The sequence below is a fragment of the Duganella radicis genome, from assembly GCF_009720825.1.
Lineage (GTDB): Bacteria > Pseudomonadota > Gammaproteobacteria > Burkholderiales > Burkholderiaceae_D > Rugamonas > Rugamonas radicis.
In genome coordinates, this window is sequence record NZ_WNKY01000020.1 from 34,013 (window position 1) to 57,486 (window position 23,474).

A 23,474-nucleotide genomic window follows, 5' to 3' on the forward strand; every position below is an offset into this window, starting at 1 on the left:
CGCTTAGTCCGGGCGGATATGCTCGCGCAGCGCTTGCAGGATGTCGGCGATGGCCACGCCATCCGCTTCCGCTTCGAAGTTGCGCAGCACGCGGTGGGCCAGCACTGGCAGCAGCATCTCGCCGATGTCTTCGCGCGTAACGGCAAGGCGGCCTTGCATCAGCGCGCGCGCTTTGGAGGCCAGCACCAGCGCCTGACCGGCACGCGGCCCCGCGCCCCAACCGATATGTTTCTGCACCGCCGGCACCGTCGTCAGCGACGGACGCGTGGCGCGCACCAGCCGCGTGGCGTAAGCCACCAGATGGTCGCCAATCTCGATATCACGCACCAGCTGCTGAAGACGCAGCAGCGTGGCGACGTCCATCACCGGCTCGGCGTCTTTCAGGCCCGCGTGCGTGGTGGCGGACACCATGGCGATCTCCTCCTCCTCGGTCGGATACACCACGTCGATGCGCAACAGGAAGCGGTCCAGCTGCGCCTCCGGCAGCGGATACGTACCCGCCTGCTCGATCGGATTCTGCGTGGCCAGCACGAAGAACGGCTTGGGCAGCTTGTGCGTCTGGCCGGCGAAGGTCACCGAGCGCTCCTGCATCGCCTCCAGCAGCGCCGATTGCGTCTTCGGCGGCGCGCGGTTGATCTCGTCCGCCAGCAGCACCTGGGTGAACACCGGCCCTTGCTGGAAGCGGAACTCGCGCTTGCGCGTCGCATGGTCCTCTTCCAGGATCTCGGTGCCGACGATATCGGACGGCATCAGATCCGGTGTGAACTGCACGCGATGGAAATCCAGCTCCGTCGCCTGCGACAAGGATTTCACCAGCAGCGTCTTGCCCAGGCCCGGCACGCCCTCCACCAGCGCATGGCCGCCGGCCAGCAGGCAAATGATCAGCGAATCGATCACGTTCTCCTGGCCGATAATCACGCGCCCCATGCTGGTCTTGAGCGCTTTCACCTTGGCGGTCAAGTCGCCTATCTCTTTTTCGCTCCAGGCGATTGCACCATCAGCCATTCCTAAGCTCCCAACGCATATTGAATGATATTGACCGCAAAGCGGGTATTGTCGATCGCGAGAAAACGCTTGTTGCGGAAGTCGTAGTCCCACTCGCAGCCGTAGTCCTTGTTGCTGTACAAAAGCCGCACGCGCCCGCCGACCTCGATCGCCTTCAGGTAGTCATGCACCAGATCGTCGCCCCAGCCGTTCAGCTCCACGGCGGTATTCGGCGGGCCGTCTTCAAACTTGAAGAAGCTCGAATAGATCGGATGATTGTTGGGGATCTTGTGCAGCGCCTTCGGCCCGAAGATGCGGGCGATTTCAGCCTCGAACGATTTCGCGAACAGCCCGTCGATGTCGTGGTTGCAGTCGTCCACGAACAGGAAGCCGCCGCCCTTGATGTAGCGCTCCAGATTCTTGCGCTCGGCCGCCGTGAACTGCACCAGCTTGTGGCCGGCGAAATAGCAGAACGGCGCCTCCAGCATCTTGGGGTCGGACAGCGCGACGATGCGTTCAACGGGATCGACCCGCAAGGTCGTGTACTCGACCAGCGAATTGAGCACGTTGCTGGGCATGCGGACATCCACATCCCAGTCGCCCGACTCGTAAGTCAGGCGCGTGAAATAGAAATCGTACGAGGCCACGGCAACCCTTATACCGCGTCCGACAGGGACGTGAAGTTAAAGTCGCGCACCTTCATCGGCGGAATCAGCATCTGGTAGCGCACTTCGTCGCCGCCGATCACCACCGGCTTGCCCAGTTCATCGATGTTGTTCAACATCGTCACCGGGCTTTCATTGAAGCGGAAGTTCTTGATCGGATGCTTGATCTTGCCGTTCTCGATGTAGAAGGTGCCGTCGCGCGTCAGACCGGTCAGCAGCAGCGATTGCGGATCGACCAGGCGGATGTACCAGGTACGCGTGACCAGGATGCCTTTCTTGGTCGACGCGATCAGTTCCTCGGTCGACTTGCCGCCGCCGGCCATGATCATATTGCCGTGGCGGCCCACCGCGCGCTGGCCCTGCTTCTCGGCCCAGTAGCGCGTGTAGTCCAGCGAAGCGACCTTGCCGCCCTTGATCACGTCCGCGCGCTCGCGCGCCAGCATGGCCTGGTTATCCCAAGGCAGCACCGGCACCTCCGGATTCCACGGATCGGCCCAGATGTTGACCTGCTCGTCGAACAGTTTCTCGCCGAGGCGATTGCCGCCGCCCTTCTTCGACAGGAAGCTGCGGCCTTCATCGGCCTGGCGCGCATCGAATGCGCCAAACATGCGGCCGATGATTTCCGAGGTCGCCGCCGGTTCAAGGATGACCGTATAGCGGCCCGGCTCCAGCGCCTTGGCATCCACCGATTTCACCGCTTTCTCGATGGCGATTTCCGAGGCTTCGCGCGCGTCAAACTTGCGCGCATCGTTGGCGGAGCGCGTCACCCAGCCGGACCCGCGTCCATCCTCGGTGCGGGTGGTGACGGTGAAGCCGAGATTACTCAACGTCTGGTAGCCGAACACGCCGTTCGAGTTGGCGACGGTTTCAAAGCCGGTGGTGTCGCTGAAGAAGCCGGCCGCGATCAGGCCCTGCTTCTTCGCCGCGTTGATGCTGGCCGCCGCCACTTCGGTGCGGTATTCAGGATCGATGGCGGCAGTGGCCTCGCTAAAGGTGGCGGAAGGCTTGTACTCCTGCTTTTTGATCGCCGGCTGGAACTCGGGATTCTCCGGCGCCAAGCGCGCCACATCCTCCGCGCGGCGCACCACTTTTTCCAGTGATTTGTCGTCGAACTCATTGATCGAGGCCGTGCCCTGCTTTTTGCCGAAAGCGACGCTCACGGTCAGTTGCGTGTTTTCGATCAGGCCCGCCGTCGATACCGCATTGCGCGCATAGCGGATATTGCCATTGCGGTTGCCGCTGATCTGCACGCGGCACTCGTCCGCCTTCGACAGCGACATCACCTTGTCGCAGATACGCTTTGCTTCATCCTGCGTCAGCATCTTCATGGTTTATCCAATCTTGCGAGCGGTGTTGATCACGTTGATGCCATTGAAGCGCGTGGTCGGCGAGCCGTGCGACACGGCGCTGACCTGGCTAGGCTGGCCTTTGCCGTCGAAGAAGGAGCCGCCCAGGCGCCAGTCGCGTTCATCGCACAGCGCCGTGCAGGCGTTCCAGAATTCCTGCGTGTTCGACTGGTAGGCCACGTCTTCCAGCTGGTTGACGATCTTGCCGTTCTTGATTTCGAAGTACAGCTGGCCGCCGAACTGGAAGTTGTAGCGCTGCTGGTCGATCGAGTACGAGCCGCGGCCAAGGATGTAAATGCCCTTCTTGATATCCTTGACCATGTCGTCCGGCGTCAGCTTCTTCTTGCCCGCTTCCAGCGAGACGTTGGGCATGCGCTGGAACTGCACGCTGCTCCAGCTGTCCGCATACGAGCAGCCGTGCGATTCTTTTTCGCCGATCATCGCCGCCTGGTCGCGCGTGGCCTGGTAGTTCACCAGCACGCCGTTGCGGATCAGGTCCCAGCGCCTGGACGCCACGCCTTCGTCGTCATAGCCGACCAGACCAAGCGACGTTGGCGTGGTCTTGTCGGCCACGATATTCACCAGGTCCGAGCCATACTTGAACGACTTGGTCTTCCACTTGTCCAGCGTGGCGAAGCTGGTGCCGGCGTAATTGGCCTCGTAGCCCAGCACGCGATCCAGCTCGGTGGCGTGGCCCACGGATTCGTGGATGGTCAGGAACAGGTGTTCCGGCGACAGCACCAGATCGTACTTGCCCGGTTCGACCGTCTTGGCGGTCAGCTTTTCCCTGGCCTGGCGGCCGGCCGCGCGCGCGTCCTCAATCAGGTCGTAAGCGCCTTTGTACAGCTTGGTGACGCCGCCGGCGGCCTTGATGCGGTTCTCCGCTTTGCAGTCGAAGAATTCATAGCCCATGCTGGACGGCGACGACAGGCCGTCGCGCGTGCGGAACTTGCCGCTGGCCTTGTCGACCGCGGTGGCGGTGAACGGCGACCACAGACGGTGGATGTCCTGGTCGATGTAGGAGCCGTCGGTGGAAGCGAAGTACTTCTGCTGGTTCACCTGGAACAGCATGGAGCGCATGAAGTTGGCGCCCGCCTCCATGCCGGCCTTGTTGGCGGCGAGGAGCAGTTCGGCCTTCTCGGCGATGGGCACGGCGCGCCAGTCCTTCTTGAACGGGGTGGCCCATGCCACCTCGCCCACGCCCTTCACCGGCGCCAGCACCACCGGTTCGGTTTGCAGCCTGGCGTTGGCCTTGGCGATCGCCACCGCCTGGCGTGCGGCGTCGGCCACCGCGTCCAGCGTCATGACGTTGGTGGCGCAGAAGCCATAGGCGCCGTTGGCGATCACGCGCACGCCGACGCCGGAGGATTCGGTGTTGACGATGTTCTCCACGTTCAGGTCGCGCGTGGTGATGAATTGATTCAGATAGCGGCCGATGCGCACGTCGCAATACGTGGCACCGGCCTTGGTCGCCGCATTCATGGCGGCGTCGGCCAGCGACTTTTTGAATTGCACCGCCATCGGGTTGAGCAGCTCCTCAGCCGCGATGGCATTGCCGAAGACCGGCACCAGCAAGGCGCCGCCAGCGACGGCGCCTACTTTCAGGAATGAGCGGCGCTCCATGATTACACCGCGTCCGACAGGGAGGTGAAGTTGAAGTCGCGCACCTTCATGGCCGGGATCAGCAACTGGAATTGCGACTCGTCGCCCGACAGGATTTCCGGCTTGCCGATTTCGTCGATGTTGTTCAGCATCGTCACCGGGCTTTCATTGAAGCGGAAGTTCTTGATCGGGTGCTTGATCTTGCCGTTCTCGATGTAGAAGGTGCCGTCTCGCGTCAAACCGGTCAGCAGCACCGATTGCGGGTCCACCATGCGGATGTACCAGGTGCGGGTCACCAGGATGCCCTTCTTGGTGTTGGCGATCAGCTCTTCGGTCGACTTGTTGGTGCCGGCCATGATGATATTGCCCGGCGTGCCGACGGCGCGCTGGCCCATCTTTTTGGCCCAGTACTGCGAGTAACCCAGCGAGGCGATCTTGCCGTTCTTGATGATGTCCTGGCGCTCGCGCGCCAGCATGCTCTGCGCGTCGAACGGCAGCACGGCGACATCCTTGTCCCAAGGGTCGGCCCACACGTTCACCTGCTCATCGAACAGCTTTTCGCCCAGCCGATTGCCGCCGCCCTTCCTGGCCAGGAAGCTGCGGCCCTCGTCGGCCGAACGCGCGTCGAAGGCGTTGAACATATAGGCCAGCACGTCGGAGGTGGCGGCCGGCTCCAGGATCACGGTGTAGCGGCCCGGCTCCAGCGCCTTGGCGTCGACCGAACGCAGCGCCTTCTCGATAGCGACGTCCGACGCGGCGCGCGCGTCGAACTTGCTGGCGTCGCCCACGCTGCGCTTGACCCAGCCCGAACCGCGGCCATCTTCGGTGCGCACGGTCAGGGTGAAGTCCAGGCCCGTGTCCTGCTGGTAGCCGAACACGCCGTTGGAGTTGGCGATCGAGGTGAAGGAGGTGTTATCGGTGAAGAAGCCGGCCGCCACCAGCTTGTTCTTGCGCGAGTTCTCGATGCTGTAGGCCGCCACTTGCGCGCGGAATTCAGGATCGATGTCGGCGGTCTTCTGGAAGAATGTCTGCGAGCCCTTGTACTCCTGTTTCGAAGGCGTCGGCATGAACTCCGGATTTTCCGGCGCCAGGCGCGCCAGGTCTTCGGCGCGGCGCAGGGCTTTTTCCAGCGACTTGTCGTCGAACTCATTGACGGTGGCCGTGCCCTGCTTCTTGCCGAAGGCGACCGACACCACCAGCTGGGTATCTTCAATCAGGCCGGCGGTGGACACGGCGTTGCGCGCGTAGCGGATATTGCCCTTGCGGCTGCCATTGATCGACACTTCGCATTGATCGGCCTTGGTCAGCGCCAGCACTTTGTCGCTGATACGCTTGGTGTCTTCTTGACTCAGGAATTTCATCTTATCTCTCTCCAGGGCTTAGCCGATTTTGCGGGCGGTGTTGATCACGTTGATGCCGTTGAAGCGCGTGGTGGACGCGCCGTGCGAAACGATGGACACTTGCGGCGGCTGGCCCTTGCCGTCGAAGAAGGAGCCGCCCATGCGCCAATCGCGCTCGTCGCAGATGCCCAAGCAGGCATTCCAGAATTCCTGGGTGTTGGATTGGTAGGCCACGTCTTCCAGCTGCTGGCCGATCTTGCCGTTCTTGATTTCGTAGAACAGCTGGCCGCCGAACTGGAAGTTGTAGCGCTGCTGGTCGATCGAGAACGAACCGTCGCCCACGATGTAGATGCCCTTCTTGACGTCCTTGATCATTTCGTCCGGCGTCATGCGCTTCTTGCCGGCCTTGAGCGAAACGTTGGGCATGCGCTGGAACTGCACATTGGCCCAGTTGTCCGCATACGAGCAGCCGTGCGATTCTTTTTCGCCGATGATGTGGGCCTGGTCGCGGGTGGCCTGGTAGTTGACCAGGATGCCGTCCTTGATGATGTCCCAGTTCTTGCACTTGACGCCTTCGTCGTCGTAGCCGACCGCGCCCAGCGAGCCGGGGGTGGTCTTGTCGGCCACGATGTTGACCAGCTCCGAGCCGTACTTGAAGGACTTGGTCTGCCATTTATCGAGCGTGGCGAAGCTGGTGCCGGCGTAGTTGGCCTCGTAGCCCAGCACGCGATCCAGCTCGGTCGGGTGGCCCACCGATTCGTGGATGGTCAGCCACAGGTGTTCCGGCGTCAGCACCAGGTCGTACTTGCCCGGTTCGACCGACTTGGCTTTCAGCTTGGCCTTGGCCTGCTTGCCGGCCAGGCGCGCGTCCTCGATCAGGTCGTACGATTTGGTGTACAGCGTGGTGACGCCGCCGGCCGCTTGCAGCTTGTGCTCGGGGCGCGCGTCCAGGTATTCATAGCCCATGCCGACCGGCGCCGACAGGCCCTGGCGGGTGCGGAACTTGTTTTCCTTCTTGTCGACGGCGGTGGCGAAGAACGGCATCCACAGGCGATGGATATCCTGGTCGATGTAGGAACCGTCGGTGGAGGCGAAGTACTTCTGCTGGTTGACCTGGAACAGCAGCGATTGCATGAAGCTGGCGCCGCCTTCCATGCCGGCCTTGTTGGCGGCGATCAGCAGGTCGGCCTTGTCCTTGATGGCGACCGTGCGCCAGTCCTTGACGATCGGCGTGGCCCACGCCACCTCGCCCACGCCCTTCACCGGCGCCAGGATCAGCGGTTCGGTTTGCAGCTTGGCGTTGGCCTTGGCGATGGCCACGGCCTGGCGCGCGGCGGCGGCCACGCCGTCCGGGGTCATGTCGTTGGTGGCGGCAAAGCCGTAGGCGCCGCCGGCGATCACGCGCACGCCGACGCCGGCCGATTCGGTGTTGACCACGTTCTCGACGTTGAGGTCGCGCGTGGTGAGGAACTGGTTCAGGTAGCGGCCGATGCGCACGTCGCAGTACGAGGCGCCCGCCTGCGTGGCCGCGCCCATGGCGGTATCGGCCAGCGCCTTCTTGAATTTCACATCCACCGGCTTGAGCAGTTCTTCCGCCGCGATCGCGCGGCCGAACGCGGGCAGCAGCATCGTGCCCAGAGCCAGACTACTGATATTGAGGAATGCACGTCGTTCCATGTTCTCTCCAACGTTGTATGTGGGCCAGCCGCCCATGAGCTTCTTTTATATTGTTACTTTACGTTACATCAGAATATCTGTTGCCGCCCGGAGCGGATTGCAAAATGTATGCCAACCAACAATGTTGTGCAAGTGCCTGTTTTTCGGGTGCGAGTGTCCGCTTCGGTGTCCGCGCGGTGTCCGCCGGGTGTCCGCGCACAGGGCCGGTGCGTGGACGTTCATTTTGCTTGACCTCGTGACAAGCTTGGCCGATGATCGTCGCGCCCATCCAACAAAACAGGAGACTGTGCATGAAACGATACGTACTGGCCGCACTGGCCACCACGATGATGTTCGGCGCGACCGGCGCCGTGCAGGCCGACGATGCGTTGAAGGCGGCCATCGCCGCCCCGTCGCGCACGCCGGACAATGTGAAGCGCGACGTTTACCGTCATCCGTATGAAACCCTGTCGTTCTTCGGCATCAAGCCGAACATGACGGTGGTGGAACTGTCGCCGGGTGGCGGCTGGTACACCGAAATCCTGGCGCCCTACCTGCGTGCCAACGGCAAGCTGATCACCGGCGGCAGCGACCTGGCCTCGCCCAACGAGAACGAGCGCAAGAGCGCGGAGCGCTGGCTGGCGCGACTGAGCGCCAAGCCGGAGGTGTACAACAAGGTGGCCATCGGCGTGTTCTCGCCGGGCCGCAAATACGAACTGGCGCCGCCCAACAGCGTCGACATGGTGGTCACCTTCCGCAACATCCACAACTGGATTCCGCTCGGCCCGGAAAAGATGAAGGACTTGTTCGGCAACCTGTACACGGTGCTGAAGCCGGGCGGGGTGCTGGGCATCGAGGAGCACCGCCTGCCGGTCGCGAAGGCCCAGGATGAGAAGGCCAGCACCGGCTATATGCACGAGCAGTACGTGATCAAGTTGGCGGAGGCGGCCGGCTTCAAGTTCGCCGGCAAGTCGGAGGTCAACGCCAATCCGAAAGACACGGCCGATCACAAGAACGGCGTGTGGGCGCTGCCGCCGACCTACACCAACGGCGATGAAGACCGCGCCAAATACCAGGCCATCGGCGAGAGCGACCGCATGACGCTCAAGTTCGTCAAGCCTTGATCAGAAACGCGTGAACTTGGTTTCGTCCGGCGCGCCGTCGGACGCCAGACCGATGTTGCGCGCCGGGCGGCTGCTGGCGGCGGGCTTGAGCAGCGCCGGCCGCCGCGCCGCCACCCGTGGCCCTTCGTCGGTCGCATACTGGCGGAACACCGCCATCAGGCGCCGCAGCTGATCGGCCTGCGCGCTCATCTCTTCCGCCGTCGCCGCCAGCTCTTCCGAACTGGCCGCGTTCACCTGCGTGGTCTCGCTCAGCTGGACCACCGCGCTGTTGATCTGCCGCACGCCGGAACTCTGCTCTTCCGAGGCCGCCGTGATCTCCTGCACCAGCTCCGAGGTCTTGCGGATGTTCGGCGCCAGCTGGTCGAACATGGCGCCGGCCTGCTCGGCCAGCTTGACGCTGTCGGCCGCCACTTCGCCGATTTCCTGCGCCGCCACCTGGCTGCGCTCGGCCAGCTTGCGCACCTCGGCCGCCACCACCGCGAAGCCCTTGCCATGCTCGCCCGCGCGCGCCGCCTCGATGGCCGCGTTCAGCGCCAGCAGATTGGTCTGGTAGGCGATATCGTCGATGATGCCGATCTTGCCGGCGATCTGCTTCATGGCCGAGGCGGTGTCCTTGACTACCTCACCGCCGCGCGCCGCGTCCAGCGCGGCTTGCGCCGCCATGCCGTCGGTGATCTTGGCGTTCTCGGTGTTCTGGGCGATCGACGCCGTCATCTGCTCGATCGAGGCGCTGGTTTCCTCCACCCCGGCGGCCTGCTCGCTGGCCGCCTGCGACAGCGACTGCGCGGTGGCGCTGACTTCCTGCGAGGCGCTGGACAGGCTGCTCACCACCAGCTGCACGTCGCGCACGATGCCCGACAGGCTGCGCGTCAGCCACACCGCCAGCACGCAGCCGAGGACGGCGATCACCACGTCCACGCCCAGTATCATTTGCTTGGCCGAATTGGCGACGTCCGACATGGCGTCCGATTCTTTTTTGGTCTCGGCGTCGTTCACCTTGAGCAGCTTGCGGAAGGCACCGGCGATGGCCTCGTCGGCGCCCTTGATGTTCTTGTCCATCTCCAGCGCCGTCATGCCCTTCTCGCGCATGGCTTCCAGTTCCGACATGCTGTGCTCATAGCTCTTGACGCCGGCCTGCACCTCGCCCAGCAGTGCCTGTTCCTCGGCCGACAGCGGCCCGGCGTCGCGGTAGGCCGCCATCTCTTTGTCTATGACAGCCAGCTCGCTGCGGAACTGGGCATTGCTGTCCGCACCGCGCAGGATGTAATTCTTGAAGTGGCGCACCGCGCGCCCGTGGGCCGTCACGCCTTCCAGCACGGCGTTCTTGCGCGCCAGCGTGACGGTTTCAAAGTCCGTCCAGTGATCGTGCAGCGACGTCAGTTTCGCAAACGCGATCACGCCCAGCACCACCACCAGCAGCACAATGCCGCCAAAGCCGGCATGCAGCCGAGTCTCCATTTTCATTCGATTGAGCATGGCGAGTCCTCCTGCATGCCATTGTGAACCTTTATTGCGGCATAATTCTCACCAAAACTAACGGTGCAGCCATTGCCTGGTCAGGCGCGCGAATGTGCCGTCCTGTTTCATGCTGTCGAGCGCATGGCGCCATGGCGCCAGCTGCGCTTCCGGTGTGTCTGGCGGGAAGGTCAGGTAGCTCTGGGTGCTCATCAGCGACAGCACCGGCACCACAGTACCCGGCGCCACCTTGGCCTGCGCCAGCAGGGCCGGCAACTGTTCGCTGTCGGTCACCATGGCCTGGCGGCGGCCGGCCAGCAGCATGGTCAACATGGTGCGCGAAGTGCCGACCGGCTCCAGATTGGTGAAGCCGGCCCGCTCCAGATATTCATAGGAATAGAAGGCGCGCGGCAGCAGGATGCCGTCCAGCTTGCGCGCATCGTCCAGCGTTTGCAGGCGCAGGCCGGTGCTGCGCAGCGCATACAGATAGGTGTGGGTTTCCATCACCGGCCCCACCCACTTGAACAAAGCCTCGCGCGCGGGCGTGCGCTTGGGGCAGGCCAGCATCACGTTCTCGCCGGCCATGGCGGTGCGGTAGGCGCGCACCCAGGGCACCACTTCAATCGGCGTGCGGTCGCCGATGCGGCGCTGGATTTCCTTGACGATTTCGGCGCAAAAGCCGGTGGTCACGCCATCGCGCACGAAGAACAGCGGCACCGCATCCGAGCCGAGGATGCGCAACGGTCCGCGCGCCGCCGCAGGCCGCGGCGCCACCGATGTTGCCAGCAGCAAAGCCACGGCCCAGGTCTTCCAACCCATTACGCATCCTCAGAATTTGCTGAAATTGGCCTCATCCGGGTCGCTCATGTCCGCCATGCGGCGGCTGGTCGCGATGCCGGCCAGGCGCGCGGCACGGGCCGGCTTGCGCTGCGGCGGCGTGTAAGACTGATAGCCCGCCCCGGCCAGCTTGAAGAAGGACATGGCCTGTTGCAGCTGCTCGGCCTGGCTGCTCATTTCTTCCGCCGTGGCCGCCAGCTCCTCCGAACTGGAGGCGTTCTGCTGGGTGGTCTGGCTCAGCTGGGTGACGGCGGCGTTGATCTGGCCGACGCCGGCCGATTGCTCTTCCGAGGAGGCGGTGATTTCCTGCACCAGGTTGGAGGTGCGGCGGATGTTCGGCACCATGGCGTCCAATAGGTTGCCGGCCTTCTCCGCCAGCTCGACGCTGCTGCTGGCGACCTGCTCGATTTCCTGCGCCGCCACCTGGCTGCGCTCGGCCAGCTTGCGCACCTCGGCCGCCACCACCGCGAAGCCCTTGCCATGCTCGCCGGCGCGCGCCGCCTCGATCGCCGCATTCAGCGCCAGCAGGTTGGTCTGGTAGGCGATGTCGTCGATGATGCTGATCTTCTTGGCGATCTGCTGCATCGCCGCCACGGTCGACTTGACCGCCTCGCCGCCCTCCTGCGCCTCCAGCGCCGCCTTGCTGGCGATGCCGTCGGTGACCTTGGCGTTTTCGGTGTTCTGCGCGATCGAGGCCGTCATCTGCTCGACCGAGGCGCTGGTCTGCTCGGTGCCGGCGGCCTGCTCGCTGGCGGCCTGCGACAGCGATTGCGCGGTGGCGCTGACTTGCTCCGACGCCGCCGCCAGCGACTCGGCGCCATTGTTGACTTCCTCCACCACGCGCGACAGCTTTTCAATCATGCCCTGCATCGCCGCCAGCAGGCTGGTGCTGTCACCCGGCTTGAGCCGGACCTCGGTGCGCAGGTCACCGTCCGCCACCTGGCGCACGATGTCGGCCGCGTAGGACGGGTCGCCGCCCAGCTGCTTCATGATGTCGCGCAGGATCAGCAGGCCCAGCGCCACCAGCAGCGCCAGCGCCACCACCGAGGCGGTGATCATGCGCGAGGTGGCGGCGGCCGAGGCGGCGTCGGCGTCCTTGACGGCGTCGTCGCCGTACTGGACGTTCATCTCGACCAGCTTGTCGAGATTGGCCTCCACCTCGTGGAAGGCGGTGCGGTTGTCGCTCAGGCTGGCGTGCAGCGCCACGAACAGCTCCTTGCGCCTGGCCAGCTCCGCGTTCTGGATCTGGGTCAGCAGGCCGCCGAACTCCTCATCCTTGCGGCGCCAGGTTTCCCACGCCTTGACGAAGGTTTTCCACACCGCCGCCTCGTCGGCGGTTTGCGGCAGCGGCTCGTAGATTTTCCAGGCCTTGTCGATCTCGCCGAAGATCTCGGCGCGGCGCTTGATCTGCTGCCCGATCTCGGCCAGGTTGTCCGGGTACAGCGCCAGCGCGTCGGCCGCGCGGTTGGCCGAGCGGATGCCGGTCTTGCCTTCATTGATGGCCATCAGCGCCTGCACCGAGGGCATGCGGTTCCTGCCGATTTCCGCCAGCATGTCGCCTTGTTTTTTCAATCCCTGGAAGCTGATCAGCACCACCAGCAGCAGCGCCAGCACCGCCGCCCCGATCAGGGTCAGGAGCTTGGTCCGGACGGTTATGTTTGCAAACATGATGTCTCCTCAAGGGATGTGCGCGACGAATTCCTGCAAGTGCAAGGTCGAAACCACATGCTGCACGTTCAGCAGCAGCACAAAGCGGCCGTTGACCTTGCCGATGCCGTGCAACAGGTCGGCCCTGACGGCGCCAAAGCGCGGCGCCGGCTCGATCTCGGCGGCCGGAATATCCAGCACCGCGTTGACGGCGTCGACCAGGATGCCGATCACGAACGGCCCCTCGTCGCCGGCCACCTCCACCACGACGATGCAGGTGCGCTTGCCGATCGGCGAGGGTGCGCGTTCCAGCCGCCGCGCCAGGTCCAGCACCGGCACCGCGGTGCCGCGCAGATTGATCACGCCGCAGATCGAGGGCGGCATCTGCGGCACCGGCGTGACACCGGCATATTCCAGGATCTCGCGCACGGACAGGATGCCCATGGCGAACATGTCCTGCCCCAGCATGAAGCTCAGGTATTGCGCCGGCGCCTGCTGCGGCGGCGCGGATTCCGATGGCTCGGCGACGGTCAGGCTGCTCATGGCTTCACCTCTGACTGGCTAGAATTTGACGAAGTGCGACTCGTCCGGCTCGTGCATTTCCGGCATGCGGCGGTTGCCGCCACCGCTCGCCAGACGCGCGCCGCGCGGCGGCTTCTTCATCACCACCGGCGTACGCACCCCATGCGAGGCGCCGGCCAGCTTGAAGAAGGACATAGTCTGTTGCAGCTGCTCGGCCTGGCCGCTCATTTCTTCCGCCGTGGCCGCCAGCTCCTCCGAACTGGAGGCGTTCTGCTGTGTGGTCTGGCTCAGCTGGGTGACGGCGGCGTTGATCTGGCCGACGCCGGCCGACTGTTCTTCCGAGGCGGCGGTGATTTCCTGCACCAGGTTGGAGGTGCGGCGGATGTTCGGCACCATGGCGTCCAGCAGGTTGCCGGCCTTCTCCGCCAGCTCGACGCTGCTCGACGCCACCTGCTCGATTTCCTGCGCCGCCACCTGGCTGCGTTCGGCCAGCTTGCGCACCTCGGCCGCCACCACCGCGAAGCCCTTGCCGTGCTCGCCGGCGCGCGCCGCCTCGATCGCCGCGTTCAGCGCCAGCAGGTTGGTCTGGTAAGCGATGTCGTCGATGATGCTGATCTTCTTGGCGATCTGCTGCATCGCCGCCACGGTCGACTTGACCGCCTCGCCGCCTTCCTGCGCCTCCAGCGCCGCCTTGCTGGCGATGCCGTCGGTGACCTTGGCGTTTTCGGTGTTCTGCGCGATCGAGGCCGTCATCTGCTCGACCGAGGCGCTGGTTTCCTCGGTGCCGGCGGCCTGCTCGCTGGCGGCCTGCGACAGCGACTGCGCGGTGGCGCTGACCTCCTCCGAGGCCGAGGCCAGCGCCTCGGCGCCGTTGTTCACTTCCTGCACCACGTGCGACAGCTTTTCGATCATGCCCTTCATGGCCGCCAGCAGGCTGCCGCTGTCGCCGGACTTGAGCTCGACCTCGATGCGCAGGTCGCCGTCCGCCACCTGGCGCACGATGTCGGCCGCGTAGGACGGGTCGCCGCCCAGCTGCTTCATGATGCCGTTCAGGATGAACAGCCCGATCACCACCAGCAGCGCCAGCGCCACGCCGGACGACAGGTACATCGAGCCGAGCGCCCTGGCCGAGGCGGCATCGGCCGTCTTGACGGCGTCGTCGCCGTACTGCACGTTCATGTCGACCAGCTTGTTCAGGCTGGCCTCGGCCTCGCGGAAGGCGGCGCTGTTGTCCTTGATGGCGGCGTGCATGCTGGCGAACAGCTCCTTGCGCCTGGCCGGCTCGGCGCGCACGATTTGGCCGGCGGTGTCGGTCAGCGCGGCGTCACGCTGCTTCCAGGCGTCCCACTGCTTGACGAAGCTACTCCACAGCGCCTCTTCCTCCCTGGTCTGTGGCAGCGGATCGTAAATTTTCCAGGCCTTGTCGATGCGCGCCCACGCCTCCTGCTTGCGCTTGAGTTCGTGGCTGACACCGGCCACGTCGTCCGGATACACCGCCATGGCGTCGATCGCGCGGCTGGCCGAACGCAGCGCGGTCTGCCCCTCGCTGATGGCTTGCAGCGCCTGCACCGACGGCATGCGGTTCTTGCCGATTTCCGCCAGCATGTCGCTTTGGGTTTTCATGCCGGCAAAAGCGATGAGTACCACCACCACCAGCGCGGCCACGGCCACCGCCAGCAACATCAAAATCTTGGTCCTGACCTGTAACGTCGAAAGCATGTATATCCCCTAGCTGTGGTTATGGTTATTCCTCGCCTGCCAGCGCCCGCAATCTGCGCCTGTCCTGCCTGATCCAACCCACCAGCTCCGCGGCCGGCATGGGCTTGGCCAGCAAGTACCCCTGCGCCATGTCGCAACCGAGGTCGCGCAACAGCTTCCAGTCTTCCACCGTCTCCACGCCCTCGGCCACGGTGGCCACGCCCAGGCTCTGGCCCAGCTCGAGCGCGCTTTTCAGCACCATGTGGCGGTTCGGCCACTGCGCCGCGCCGTTGACGAAGGCGCGGTCGATCTTCAATTCCGTGAACGGGCAGCGCGCGAACTGCTGCATGGACGAATAGCCGATGCCGAAATCGTCCATCGCCAGCCCGTAGCCGGCCAGCCGCAGCCGCCCCATATTGGTCAGCGCCTGCGACAGCTGGCGCATGACGCTGGTCTCGGTCACCTCCCACACCAGCGCCGGCGGCGCCACGCCGGAGGCCGACACCTGCGCCATCAGGCGGTCGATGAAGCCGCGGTCGGCCAGGTTGTCGGCCGACAGGTTGACCGATACCGTCAACGGCGGCAGGCCGTGCCGCTGCCAGTCGAGGATCTGTTCCAGCACATGCCGCACCAGCGCCAGCGTGAAGTCGGCCATCAGCGGCGTGCCCTCCAGCGCGTCGATGAAGTGGGCCGGCGACAGCAGCCCGCGCTGCGGATGCTGCCAGCGCACCAGCGCTTCCACCCCTTTCAGCTGGCCGTTGCGCATGGCGATCTTGGGCTGGAAGAAGGGCACGAACTCATCGCGCACCAGCGCCTGCGCGATCTCTTCCAGCGAGGCTTGCGACGGCGGCGGCGCCACCGCCGCGCAGTCGCCGGGGCGGTCGCCGGCCTTGCACAGCAGCTGCGTCAGCGAATCGAGCTGCACCGGCTTGAGCAGGGTGCCCAGCAGGCCGATGGCGGCATCCTCGCACGCCATGTTCTCGATGATCTCCAGCAGGCGCGGGTCGCGCGCGCTGACCACGATCAGGTTTTCGGTCAGCTGGCGCTCGCGCAGCTGGCAGGTCAGCTCGATGCCGTCCATGCCCGGCATTTCCAGGTCGGTCAGCACCAGATACATCGGCGACGCCTGCGCCTCCAGCACGCGCAGGGCCTCGTTGCCGTCGCCCGCCTCCAGGATCTCGCCGAACTCCAGCTGGCGCAGCAGACCGACCAGGTAGCCGCGCTGCACCACGCTGTCCTCCACCACCAGCACGCGGCGTCCGCTCCACGAAGGCACGTTGCTGGCGATGGCGGGCGTGGCGTTCATGATCAGTACTGGAGCTGTTGCAGGATTTCGCGATAGATCGCGTTCAGCGGCACCGACTTCTCGACCCCGCCCTTCTTCACCGCCTCTTTCGGCATGCCGTACACCACGCAGCTGGCCTCGTCCTGCGCCACGGTGCGGGCGCCGGCCTTGAGCATCTCCAGCAGGCCGGCGGCGCCGTCGTCGCCCATGCCGGTCATGATCACGCCCAGCGCGTTGGCGCCGGCCGCGCGCGCGGCCGAGCGGAACAGCACATCGACCGAGGGCCGGTGGCGGTTGACCAGCGGGCCGTCGACCACTTCCACAAAGTACTGGGCGCCGGTGCGGCGCAGCAGCATGTGCCTGCCGCCGGGCGCGATCAGCACCTGGCCTTGCAGCACGCGGTCGTTATTGGCCGCCTCCTTGACCCGCACCGCGCACACGCTGTCCAGCCGCGCGGCAAAGGCGGCGGTGAATTTTTCCGGCATGTGCTGCACCACCACGATGCCGGGCGAGACGCGCGGCAGCGACGTCAGCACTTCTTCCAGCGCCTGGGTGCCGCCGGTGGAGGTGCCGATCGCCACCACGCGCTCGGTGGTGGCGGTCATCGGCCGCGCGGTTTCCGGCGGCAGGATGGCGTCCGCGTTCAGCTTGGCCGTCACCGGCGGCGGCGGCGGCCGGTTGGCCAGCTTGCCGACGTGGGCGCCGGCGGCGGCCCGCACCGCCGACACCAGTTCGTCGGCGCTGTCGTGCAGGAACTGCTTGAGATCGAGGCGCGGCTTGGTGATGATGGCCACCGCCCCGGCCGCCAGCGCCTCCATCGAGGTCTGCGTGCCCTTCTCGGTCAGGGTCGAGCACAGCACCACCGGCGTCGGCCGCTCGCTCATCAGCTTGCGCAGGAAGGTGATGCCGTCCATCTTGGGCATTTCCACGTCCAACACCAGCACGTCGGGCCACTGGGTTTTCATGCGCTCCATGGCCAGCAGCGGGTTGGCCACCGCGTGGGTGACGGTAATGCCGGGCGCCGCGTTCAGCAGGCCGCTCAGCACCTGCCGCACCACGGCGGAATCGTCGACGATCATGACCTTGATTGCATTCATGCCTGCGTCCTTGCTCCCGCGTTACGCCATCCCGGTTCCGGCGGCACCTGCCGGCTCAGCACCTCGCCGCTGCGGATGGTGAAGATGAGTTGACGGTGGCCTTCGCCGAACAGGCTCTCGGACACCACGTGTATGCCGTGCCGCTGCAACATGCCGCGCGCGTAGTCGCCGTTCTGGGTGCCGATGTCGCGCACCCGGGCGCTGCGCGGGAACATGGCGCCACCGCCGAAGATCTTGCCCTGGCACTGGGCCGGCGGCACGCCGTGCCGCGCCAGCCCGTCCAGCAGCAGCTGCATGGCGTCGGCCGCGTACATGCCCGGCTTCTCCTGCGGGCGGTCGGCCTTGCGGCGGCCGTGGCCCGGCAGCAGGAAGTGCGACATGGCGCCGATCCGCAGGCCCGGATGCCACAGCGTGATCGACACGCACGATCCCAGCAGCGTGCGCACGCGGTACTGGTCGTCGCCGACGAAGTAGTCGCCGGGCATCAGGAAGATGTCGATCAGCTTGTCGCTCATGGCTTGCGGTAAATCGAAGGGGCGACCGCGGTCAGCGTGTCGTTGATGTCATTCAGGGTTTCCGAGTGGCCGATCAGGAAATAGCCGCCGGGCCGCAGCTGCGCCAGCAGGCGCGCCACCACCTGGCGCTTGGTCTCCAGGTTAAAGTAGATCATCACGTTGCGCAGGAAGATCACCTCGAACAGGCCGATCTTCGGCAGCGGCGCGTTCAGGTTCAGGTGCTGGAACTGCACCCGCTGGCGCAGCCCGCGCTCGATCAGCATGGTGCCGGCCTCGCTGCCCTGGCCCTTGAGGCAAAAGCGTTTCAGGTAGGCCTGCGGCATCTGCGCGGCGCGCTCCATCGGATAGTGGCCGCAGCGGGCGCGCTGCAACACGCGGGTGCTGATGTCGGTGCCCAGCACTTCCCACGGCGCCGCCTCGCCCATGACGTCGGCCAGCACCATGGCGATGCTGTACGGCTCCTCGCCGCTGGAGCTGGCGGCGCTCCACACGCGCAGCGCGCGGTTCTGGTCGCCGGCTTCCTGGGCCAGCTCGCGCAGCAGGGCGAAGTGCTTGGGCTCGCGGAAGAAATAGGTTTCGTTGGTGGTCAGCAGGTCGACCGCCATCTGCAACTCGGCCGGCTGCGCGCGGCTTTCCAGCAGCTTCAGGTAGTCGCCATAACTGTTCAGCTGATAGTGGGCCAGACGCTTGGCGAGGCGGCCGCTGACCAGCGCCTGCTTGCCGTTCGCCATGGTGATGCCGGCCGCATCGTAGATGAAGCGCTGGAACTGCATGAATTCGCGCTCGGTGATCATGGTGGCGGCCATGGCGCCACCTCTCAGGCGACGGCGGCCGCGGTGCCGCGCGCCATCTCGACGATCTCCTCGCTCGACAGCACATGTCCGAGATCAAGCAGGATCACGAAGCGGCCATTGTGCTTGCCCATGCCGGCGATGAAGTCGGGGCGGATGCGGGTGCCGAACGCGGGCGCCGGCTCGATCTCGCTGGCGGCGATTTCCACCACCGCGTTGACCGCGTCCACCAGCATGCCCAGCACCTGCTTGCCCTCGCCCTCCCCGCCCCCGGTTTCAACGATGACGATGCAGCTGCGCTTGCCGATGGCGCTTTGCGCGCGGCCGAAGCGGGCCGACAAGTCCATCACCGGCACCACCGCGCCGCGCAGGTTGATCACGCCGCGCACGCAGTCCGGCATCATGGGCACGGTGGCCAGGCTGCCGTATTCGATGATTTCCTTGATGTGCAGGATGCCGACCGCGTACTGTTCCTCGCCCAGCATGAAGGTCAGGAACTGGCTGGGCAGGGCGGCGCCGCTTTGCAGGGCGACGATGGCGCTGCTACCGTAGGTGACGACATTGGTGTCGATGGCGTTGCTCATGCTGTTCCTCTCCTATGCGGCCAGGGCCACGGCGCCCTTGCCGCCCACGGTGTGCATCAGCGCCGCCACGTCCAGGATCAGCGCCACTTCGCCGCTGCCGAGGATGGTGGAACCGCTGATGCATTTGACTTCGCTGAACATCGGGCTGAGCGGCTTGATCACGGTCTGGAACTCGCCCAGCAGGGTGTCCACCACCAGCCCGGCGCGCTGGTTGCCGAACTTGAGCACCACGATGCTCTCACGCCGGGTGGCGGCCCCGGCTATCCGGAACAGCGCGCGCAGGCGCACCAGCGGCAGCACCTGGCCGCGCAGATTGGTGTAGTCCTGGCCCGGCTCGGTGGCGTATTCGATGCACTCCTCGATCATGTCGAGCGGGATGACGAACACCGACGCCCCCACCTGCACCAGGAAACCGTCGATGATGGCCAGCGTCAGCGGCAGGCGCACGGTGACGGTGGTGCCCTGCCCTTCGCGGCTGGCGACGTCGACGCTGCCGCGCAGCGCCTGGATGTTGCGCTTGACCACGTCCATGCCGACGCCGCGCCCGGACAGGTTGGTGATCTTCTCGGCGGTGGAGAAGCCGGCCTCGAAGATCAGGTTGTAGATTTCGCTGTCGCTCAGCTTGCGCTCGGGATCGACCAGGCCGCGCTCGATGGCCTTGGCCAGGATTTTCTCCTTGCGCAGGCCGCCGCCGTCGTCGCTGACCTCGATCACGATGCTGCCCGACTCGTGGAAGGCGTTCAGCTTGATCATGCCGCGCGCCGGCTTGCCGGCCGCCAGCCGCAGCTCGGCCGGCTCGATGCCGTGGTCCATGGCATTGCGCACCAGGTGCATCAGCGGATCGCCGATTTTCTCCACCACGGTTTTGTCCAGCTCGGCATCCTCGCCGTCGACGACCAGGCCGATGTCCTTGCCCAGCTCGCGCGCGACGTCGTGCACCACGCGCTGGAAGCGGTTGAAGGTGGCGCCGATCTTCACCATGCGCAGCTCCAGCGCGGCGTCGCGCACGTCCTCGACCAACCCGCTCAGGGTGGAGGTGCATTCCAGCAGCTCGCTGTTCTGGATGTGCTGGCCGATCATATTGGCGCGCGCGCCGGCGATGATCAGTTCGCCCACCAGGTCGATCAGCCGGTCCAGCTTGTCGGAGTCGACCCGGATCGAGCGGCTTTCCTGCGCCTTCTGCTCGCTGACCTGCTTTTGCTTGGCCAGCGCCGCCTCCACCACCACCGGCGGCACGTTGCCGGCGCCGACCAGGATGGAGCCCAGTTGCTGGGCCGGCGCGTCCTCGTGCTGGCCGGACTGCTGTTGCAGCGCGCCGTCCAGCTCCTGCTGGGTGACGCTGCCGCAGCGCACCAGGATCTCGCCCAGCCGCGCCGCCTGCTCCGGCAGGGCGCGGATCAGGTTGACGTATTCCGACACCTTGCTGTGCGGCGGGATGATGCGGATCTCGCAATCGTCCTGCACGAACTCGAACACGCCGGCGATGGCTTCGCGGTCGGCCGTGCTGTCGAAGGCGATTTCAAAGCCGAGGTAGCACAGCTCGGCGTCCATGTCCTCGGCCGGCGGCAGCGCGTCCGGCACGGTGGCGATGCCGACAATGCGGCCCAGCTTGCCCAGATAGCGCAGGAAGGCGATCGGGTCCATGCCGTTTTGCAGCACCACGCGGCCGAAGCGCAGCGAGATGTGCCAGTAGTCGCTGCGCATTTGCCCGGGGCGTTCGGCGCCGATGCGCGTGACGCCGGGCTCGGCGTGCAGCGTCGGCACCGCGGGAATCGCCGGCGCCGCCCCGCCATCCATGTGGCGGCGCAGCTGCTGTTGCAGCATCTCGCCCTCCGGCGCGGTGTCGGGGTCTTGCTCGTGCCGGCCGGCGGCCAGGCCGTTCACCATGCCGGTCAGGTAGTCGCAGCAGGACAGCAGCAGCACCACCATCTCGTCGTTGAGCGTGACGCTGCCGTCGCGCACCTTGTCCAGCAAGCTTTCCACCACGTGGGTGAAGGCGACGATGTGATCCAGGCTGAACAACCCGGCCGAGCCCTTGATGGTGTGGGCGGCGCGGAAGATGGCGTTGATGGCCTCGCTCTGGTCGCCCGCCAGGTCGACATTGAGCAGGGCGTTTTCCATTTCCTCCAGCAGCTCGCGGCTTTCCGCGATGAAGGTCTGTAGCGCTTCGTCCAGGTTCATGGCATCCCCTTTAAGCGTGGATCAGCACGGCGTCGCCGAAGAAGGCGCCCAGGTCCAGCATCTCGACAATCTCCACCACCGCCGGGCTATGCCGCACCAGCCGCAGCTCGCGCCGGTCGGCGGCGGCGCTCTGCTTGGCCAGCATCAGCACTTGCAGGCCGGCCGTGTCCAGTTCGGTCACGCCGGACAAATCGATTTCCAGCACGCGCGTCTTGCGCAGCGCGTCCAGCACGGTCACTTTCAGGTCGGCGGCGTGGTAAATGGTCAGCTCGCCGTCCAGGGAAATCCGCGTGATCTCATCCGCCATGGCCGCCTCCGGAAGTCAGGGCAACACCAGCTTGGCCACCGCGCCCAGCAGCACCTCCGGCTTGAAGGGCTTGACCACCCAGGCCTTGGCGCCGGCCGCCTTGCCCTCCTCCTTCTTGCCCTCGGCCGACTCGGTGGTCAGCATGATCACCGGCGTGAATTTGTACAGCGGCAGCTGCTTGAACTGCTTGACGAAGGTGATGCCGTCCATGTTAGGCATGTTGACGTCGCACACCACCAGATGGATTTTCTGGCCGGTGCATTTGGACAGCGCGTCCACGCCGTCGCGGCCCTCGATCACATCGTAGCCGGCGCCTTTCAGCGCGATGCCCACCACCTGCCGCAACGAGGCCGAATCGTCGACCACCATAATGGTTTTTGCCATGTTCCACCTACCTCAGAAAAAAGTGATTTCATCGGCTTCCGCCGCGGCCGGGGCCGCAAGACGGGCGCCGCCATGCACGGCGTGTTCCTCGGCCATGGCATAGGTTTTTTGCAGTTCGCGCAGCAGCCGCTCCGGGTCCAGCCCCTCCAGCACGCCGCTGGCGGCGTAGCGGTCGCGGTTCTCGCGCAGCAGCGCCGGCAGCCGTTCCATGTTCTCGCGCACGTGCGTCATCACCTGGCTGACGCGGTCCTGGAATTGCAGCTGCACCAGCGCCTCGCCCACCTCGCCCTGGATGCCGACGCTCTCCCGCTTGAGCTGCTCGGACGATGCGACCAGGGCGTCGGTGATGCCGCGGAACTCGTTCAGCACGGCCGCGATCATGCCCTCGGCCGACTGCATCGATTTGTCCTCGGCCTCGCTCGACTGTTCGGCGGCCTGGCTGGCGGCCAGGATGGCGCTGCTGATCAGGCCGACGCGGTTGGTGATTTCCTTGCCGGTCTCGGCCGAACGCATCGACAGCTGGCGCACTTCCTGCGCCACCACCGCGAAGCCGCGCCCGGCCGGGCCGGCGCGCGCCGCCTCGATGGCCGCGTTCAGCGCCAGCAGGTTGGTCTGGGCGGCGATGCTGGCCACGCCTTCGGCCATGCCGCGCAGCTCGCGCGTGAAGCGTTCCAGATCCTTGATTTGCGCCAGCATGGCCTGCTTGGAGGACATGGCCGACTGCATCGACGTCACCACCGAGCCGAGCCGCGTTTGGCTGTGGCTGAACACCTCGGTGATGGAGGTGCCGCCGGCGCCGTCGGCGCTGGAGACGTGCACCGCGTTGTCGAGCCGGTCGACGATGTTGGAGAAGCGCGCGGCCAGGTCGGAGACCGCCTCCTCCATCTGGGTGCGCGAGTTTTCGATATGGCGGCACCACACCGGCAGCACGGCGTCGCCGAAGCGTTCGCGCGCGGCCAGGTAGTCGTCGATCATGGCGTTGTCGCCGCCACCGCCGCCGGTGGCGAAACCGCTGTCGCGCGTCAGCCAGAAGGCCGCGCCCAGCAGCAGCGCCGCCCAGATCACGGTGTACCAGCCGTAGGCGCTCCAGCCTGCCGCGACGGTGCCCAACGCGCCGCCGCCGGCAAGGGCGAACGGCACTAGCGTTTTGCTACTGATAAGGCTTGGATTCTTCACTGAACGCCACCTCATTTTTTAGTTCTGATGTCCCCGGCTTCCGCATCACGGCGGGCCAGTCCATTGTAGCTGTAGTTGCATGCGGCAGCCGTTCAAATTGGCCGCGCGGAGAATTTCCCGGAACTTAAAATAGATGATCGTGCATCGCGCCAGGGCGCGCCGCCAAAGGGCTCCTGTGTTTGCAATAACGTGCATTTTGCTAGGCACATGTTGCGCAACTGCATCACTCGGGCGCGCTCGACATTTCCGCTCGAAGCCTGTAAATTAGCAATGTTAAG

The 23,474-nt window shown here is 65.4% G+C and carries 21 protein-coding genes; 1 reads left to right on the plus strand and 20 read right to left on the minus strand.

All coding sequences use genetic code 11. The features are described 5' to 3' along the window. Nucleotides 1-3: 3 nt before the first annotated feature. Genes GM676_RS18120 through GM676_RS18145 form a run of 6 tightly spaced genes read right to left on the minus strand, consistent with a single transcriptional unit; the run spans nt 4 to nt 7,614 of the window. Nucleotides 4-1,005, minus strand: a complete 1,002-nt coding sequence (locus GM676_RS18120; RefSeq protein WP_155465191.1) for an AAA family ATPase — start codon at nt 1,003-1,005, stop codon at nt 4-6. 2 nt (nt 1,006-1,007) lie between these two features. Next, on the minus strand, nt 1,008-1,631 hold the full coding sequence (locus tag GM676_RS18125) for a DUF4159 domain-containing protein (RefSeq protein WP_371866282.1): 624 nt from the start codon (nt 1,629-1,631) through the stop codon (nt 1,008-1,010). Nucleotides 1,632-1,639: 8 nt separating this feature from the next. Continuing rightward, entirely contained in the window at nt 1,640-2,977 is a 1,338-nt protein-coding gene (locus tag GM676_RS18130) for a TldD/PmbA family protein (RefSeq protein WP_155465192.1), read from the minus strand. Between the two features lie 3 nt (nt 2,978-2,980). Next, nucleotides 2,981-4,618: a TldD/PmbA family protein gene (locus GM676_RS18135; protein WP_155465193.1), complete on the minus strand. Its 1,638-nt coding sequence runs from the start codon at nt 4,616-4,618 to the stop codon at nt 2,981-2,983. Nucleotides 4,619-4,620: 2 nt separating this feature from the next. Continuing rightward, entirely contained in the window at nt 4,621-5,958 is a 1,338-nt protein-coding gene (locus tag GM676_RS18140) for a TldD/PmbA family protein (RefSeq protein WP_155465194.1), read from the minus strand. An 18-nt stretch (nt 5,959-5,976) separates the two neighbouring features. After that, nucleotides 5,977-7,614 carry a TldD/PmbA family protein gene (locus GM676_RS18145; RefSeq protein ID WP_155465195.1) on the minus strand — a complete coding sequence of 546 codons (1,638 nt, stop codon included), beginning with the start codon at nt 7,612-7,614 and terminating at the stop codon, nt 5,977-5,979. Between the two features lie 290 nt (nt 7,615-7,904). Here GM676_RS18145 and GM676_RS18150 point away from each other — a divergent pair, with 290 nt between their 5' ends. Next, nucleotides 7,905-8,717, plus strand: coding sequence for a class I SAM-dependent methyltransferase (locus GM676_RS18150; protein ID WP_155465196.1), 813 nt, complete (start codon nt 7,905-7,907; stop codon nt 8,715-8,717). Here the strand turns inward: GM676_RS18150 and GM676_RS18155 are convergent, their stop codons facing one another. From GM676_RS18155 to GM676_RS18220, 14 genes are read right to left on the minus strand one after another with little or no spacing between them, the layout of a single operon-like run. Beyond that, entirely contained in the window at nt 8,718-10,193 is a 1,476-nt protein-coding gene (locus tag GM676_RS18155; RefSeq protein ID WP_155465197.1) for a methyl-accepting chemotaxis protein, read from the minus strand. Nucleotides 10,194-10,250: 57 nt separating this feature from the next. Next, a complete protein-coding gene (locus tag GM676_RS18160; RefSeq protein WP_155465198.1) occupies nt 10,251-10,991 on the minus strand; it encodes a substrate-binding periplasmic protein in 741 nt (246 codons plus the stop codon). 9 nt (nt 10,992-11,000) lie between these two features. After that, nucleotides 11,001-12,677: a methyl-accepting chemotaxis protein gene (locus GM676_RS18165; RefSeq protein ID WP_155465199.1), complete on the minus strand. Its 1,677-nt coding sequence runs from the start codon at nt 12,675-12,677 to the stop codon at nt 11,001-11,003. A gap of 9 nt (nt 12,678-12,686) precedes the next feature. Beyond that, complete coding sequence (locus GM676_RS18170) at nt 12,687-13,199, minus strand: chemotaxis protein CheW (protein ID WP_155465200.1); 513 nt, start codon at nt 13,197-13,199, stop codon at nt 12,687-12,689. An 18-nt stretch (nt 13,200-13,217) separates the two neighbouring features. Continuing rightward, the gene (locus GM676_RS18175; protein WP_155465201.1) at nt 13,218-14,897 is read right to left on the minus strand and encodes a HAMP domain-containing methyl-accepting chemotaxis protein; all 1,680 of its coding nucleotides are present in this window, start codon (nt 14,895-14,897) and stop codon (nt 13,218-13,220) included. A 25-nt stretch (nt 14,898-14,922) separates the two neighbouring features. Continuing rightward, nucleotides 14,923-16,182 (minus strand): EAL domain-containing response regulator, encoded by a 1,260-nt coding sequence (locus GM676_RS18180; RefSeq protein WP_155465202.1) that lies wholly within the window; start codon nt 16,180-16,182, stop codon nt 14,923-14,925. Between the two features lie 2 nt (nt 16,183-16,184). Beyond that, nucleotides 16,185-17,258 (minus strand): protein-glutamate methylesterase/protein-glutamine glutaminase, encoded by a 1,074-nt coding sequence (locus tag GM676_RS18185; RefSeq protein ID WP_155465203.1) that lies wholly within the window; start codon nt 17,256-17,258, stop codon nt 16,185-16,187. Next, complete coding sequence (locus tag GM676_RS18190; protein ID WP_155465204.1) at nt 17,255-17,773, minus strand: chemotaxis protein CheD; 519 nt, start codon at nt 17,771-17,773, stop codon at nt 17,255-17,257. The genes GM676_RS18185 and GM676_RS18190 overlap by 4 nt, the downstream gene beginning before the upstream one ends. Further along, on the minus strand, nt 17,770-18,579 hold the full coding sequence (locus GM676_RS18195) for a CheR family methyltransferase (protein WP_155465205.1): 810 nt from the start codon (nt 18,577-18,579) through the stop codon (nt 17,770-17,772). The genes GM676_RS18190 and GM676_RS18195 overlap by 4 nt, the downstream gene beginning before the upstream one ends. 11 nt (nt 18,580-18,590) lie before the next feature. Beyond that, nucleotides 18,591-19,148 carry a chemotaxis protein CheW gene (locus GM676_RS18200; protein WP_155465206.1) on the minus strand — a complete coding sequence of 186 codons (558 nt, stop codon included), beginning with the start codon at nt 19,146-19,148 and terminating at the stop codon, nt 18,591-18,593. A 12-nt stretch (nt 19,149-19,160) separates the two neighbouring features. Then, on the minus strand, nt 19,161-21,329 hold the full coding sequence (locus tag GM676_RS18205; protein ID WP_155465207.1) for a chemotaxis protein CheA: 2,169 nt from the start codon (nt 21,327-21,329) through the stop codon (nt 19,161-19,163). Between the two features lie 10 nt (nt 21,330-21,339). Beyond that, nucleotides 21,340-21,636 (minus strand): STAS domain-containing protein, encoded by a 297-nt coding sequence (locus GM676_RS18210; protein ID WP_155465209.1) that lies wholly within the window; start codon nt 21,634-21,636, stop codon nt 21,340-21,342. Nucleotides 21,637-21,651: 15 nt separating this feature from the next. Further along, on the minus strand, nt 21,652-22,020 hold the full coding sequence (locus GM676_RS18215; protein WP_155465211.1) for a response regulator: 369 nt from the start codon (nt 22,018-22,020) through the stop codon (nt 21,652-21,654). Between the two features lie 12 nt (nt 22,021-22,032). Then, complete coding sequence (locus GM676_RS18220) at nt 22,033-23,160, minus strand: methyl-accepting chemotaxis protein (RefSeq protein WP_371866283.1); 1,128 nt, start codon at nt 23,158-23,160, stop codon at nt 22,033-22,035. Nucleotides 23,161-23,474 lie beyond the last annotated feature (314 nt).

Excerpts from the sequence above, each read along its gene's own strand:
- GM676_RS18190 (WP_155465204.1), bottom strand. The coding sequence starts at position 17,773 with ATGAGCGACAAGCTGATCGACATCTTCCTGATGCCCGGCGACTACTTC.
- GM676_RS18205 (WP_155465207.1), bottom strand. The coding sequence starts at position 21,329 with ATGAACCTGGACGAAGCGCTACAGACCTTCATCGCGGAAAGCCGCGAG.
- GM676_RS18120 (WP_155465191.1), bottom strand. The coding sequence starts at position 1,005 with ATGGCTGATGGTGCAATCGCCTGGAGCGAAAAAGAGATAGGCGACTTG.
- GM676_RS18155 (WP_155465197.1), bottom strand. The coding sequence starts at position 10,193 with ATGCTCAATCGAATGAAAATGGAGACTCGGCTGCATGCCGGCTTTGGC.
- GM676_RS18145 (WP_155465195.1), bottom strand. The coding sequence starts at position 7,614 with ATGGAACGACGTGCATTCCTCAATATCAGTAGTCTGGCTCTGGGCACG.
- GM676_RS18135 (WP_155465193.1), bottom strand. The coding sequence starts at position 4,618 with ATGGAGCGCCGCTCATTCCTGAAAGTAGGCGCCGTCGCTGGCGGCGCC.
- GM676_RS18130 (WP_155465192.1), bottom strand. The coding sequence starts at position 2,977 with ATGAAGATGCTGACGCAGGATGAAGCAAAGCGTATCTGCGACAAGGTG.
- GM676_RS18195 (WP_155465205.1), bottom strand. The coding sequence starts at position 18,579 with ATGGCCGCCACCATGATCACCGAGCGCGAATTCATGCAGTTCCAGCGC.
- GM676_RS18160 (WP_155465198.1), bottom strand. The coding sequence starts at position 10,991 with ATGGGTTGGAAGACCTGGGCCGTGGCTTTGCTGCTGGCAACATCGGTG.
- GM676_RS18170 (WP_155465200.1), bottom strand. The coding sequence starts at position 13,199 with ATGAGCAGCCTGACCGTCGCCGAGCCATCGGAATCCGCGCCGCCGCAG.
- GM676_RS18150 (WP_155465196.1), top strand. The coding sequence starts at position 7,905 with ATGAAACGATACGTACTGGCCGCACTGGCCACCACGATGATGTTCGGC.
- GM676_RS18175 (WP_155465201.1), bottom strand. The coding sequence starts at position 14,897 with ATGCTTTCGACGTTACAGGTCAGGACCAAGATTTTGATGTTGCTGGCG.
- GM676_RS18165 (WP_155465199.1), bottom strand. The coding sequence starts at position 12,677 with ATGTTTGCAAACATAACCGTCCGGACCAAGCTCCTGACCCTGATCGGG.
- GM676_RS18140 (WP_155465194.1), bottom strand. The coding sequence starts at position 5,958 with ATGAAATTCCTGAGTCAAGAAGACACCAAGCGTATCAGCGACAAAGTG.
- GM676_RS18180 (WP_155465202.1), bottom strand. The coding sequence starts at position 16,182 with ATGAACGCCACGCCCGCCATCGCCAGCAACGTGCCTTCGTGGAGCGGA.
- GM676_RS18215 (WP_155465211.1), bottom strand. The coding sequence starts at position 22,020 with ATGGCAAAAACCATTATGGTGGTCGACGATTCGGCCTCGTTGCGGCAG.
- GM676_RS18200 (WP_155465206.1), bottom strand. The coding sequence starts at position 19,148 with ATGAGCAACGCCATCGACACCAATGTCGTCACCTACGGTAGCAGCGCC.
- GM676_RS18185 (WP_155465203.1), bottom strand. The coding sequence starts at position 17,258 with ATGAATGCAATCAAGGTCATGATCGTCGACGATTCCGCCGTGGTGCGG.
- GM676_RS18210 (WP_155465209.1), bottom strand. The coding sequence starts at position 21,636 with ATGGCGGATGAGATCACGCGGATTTCCCTGGACGGCGAGCTGACCATT.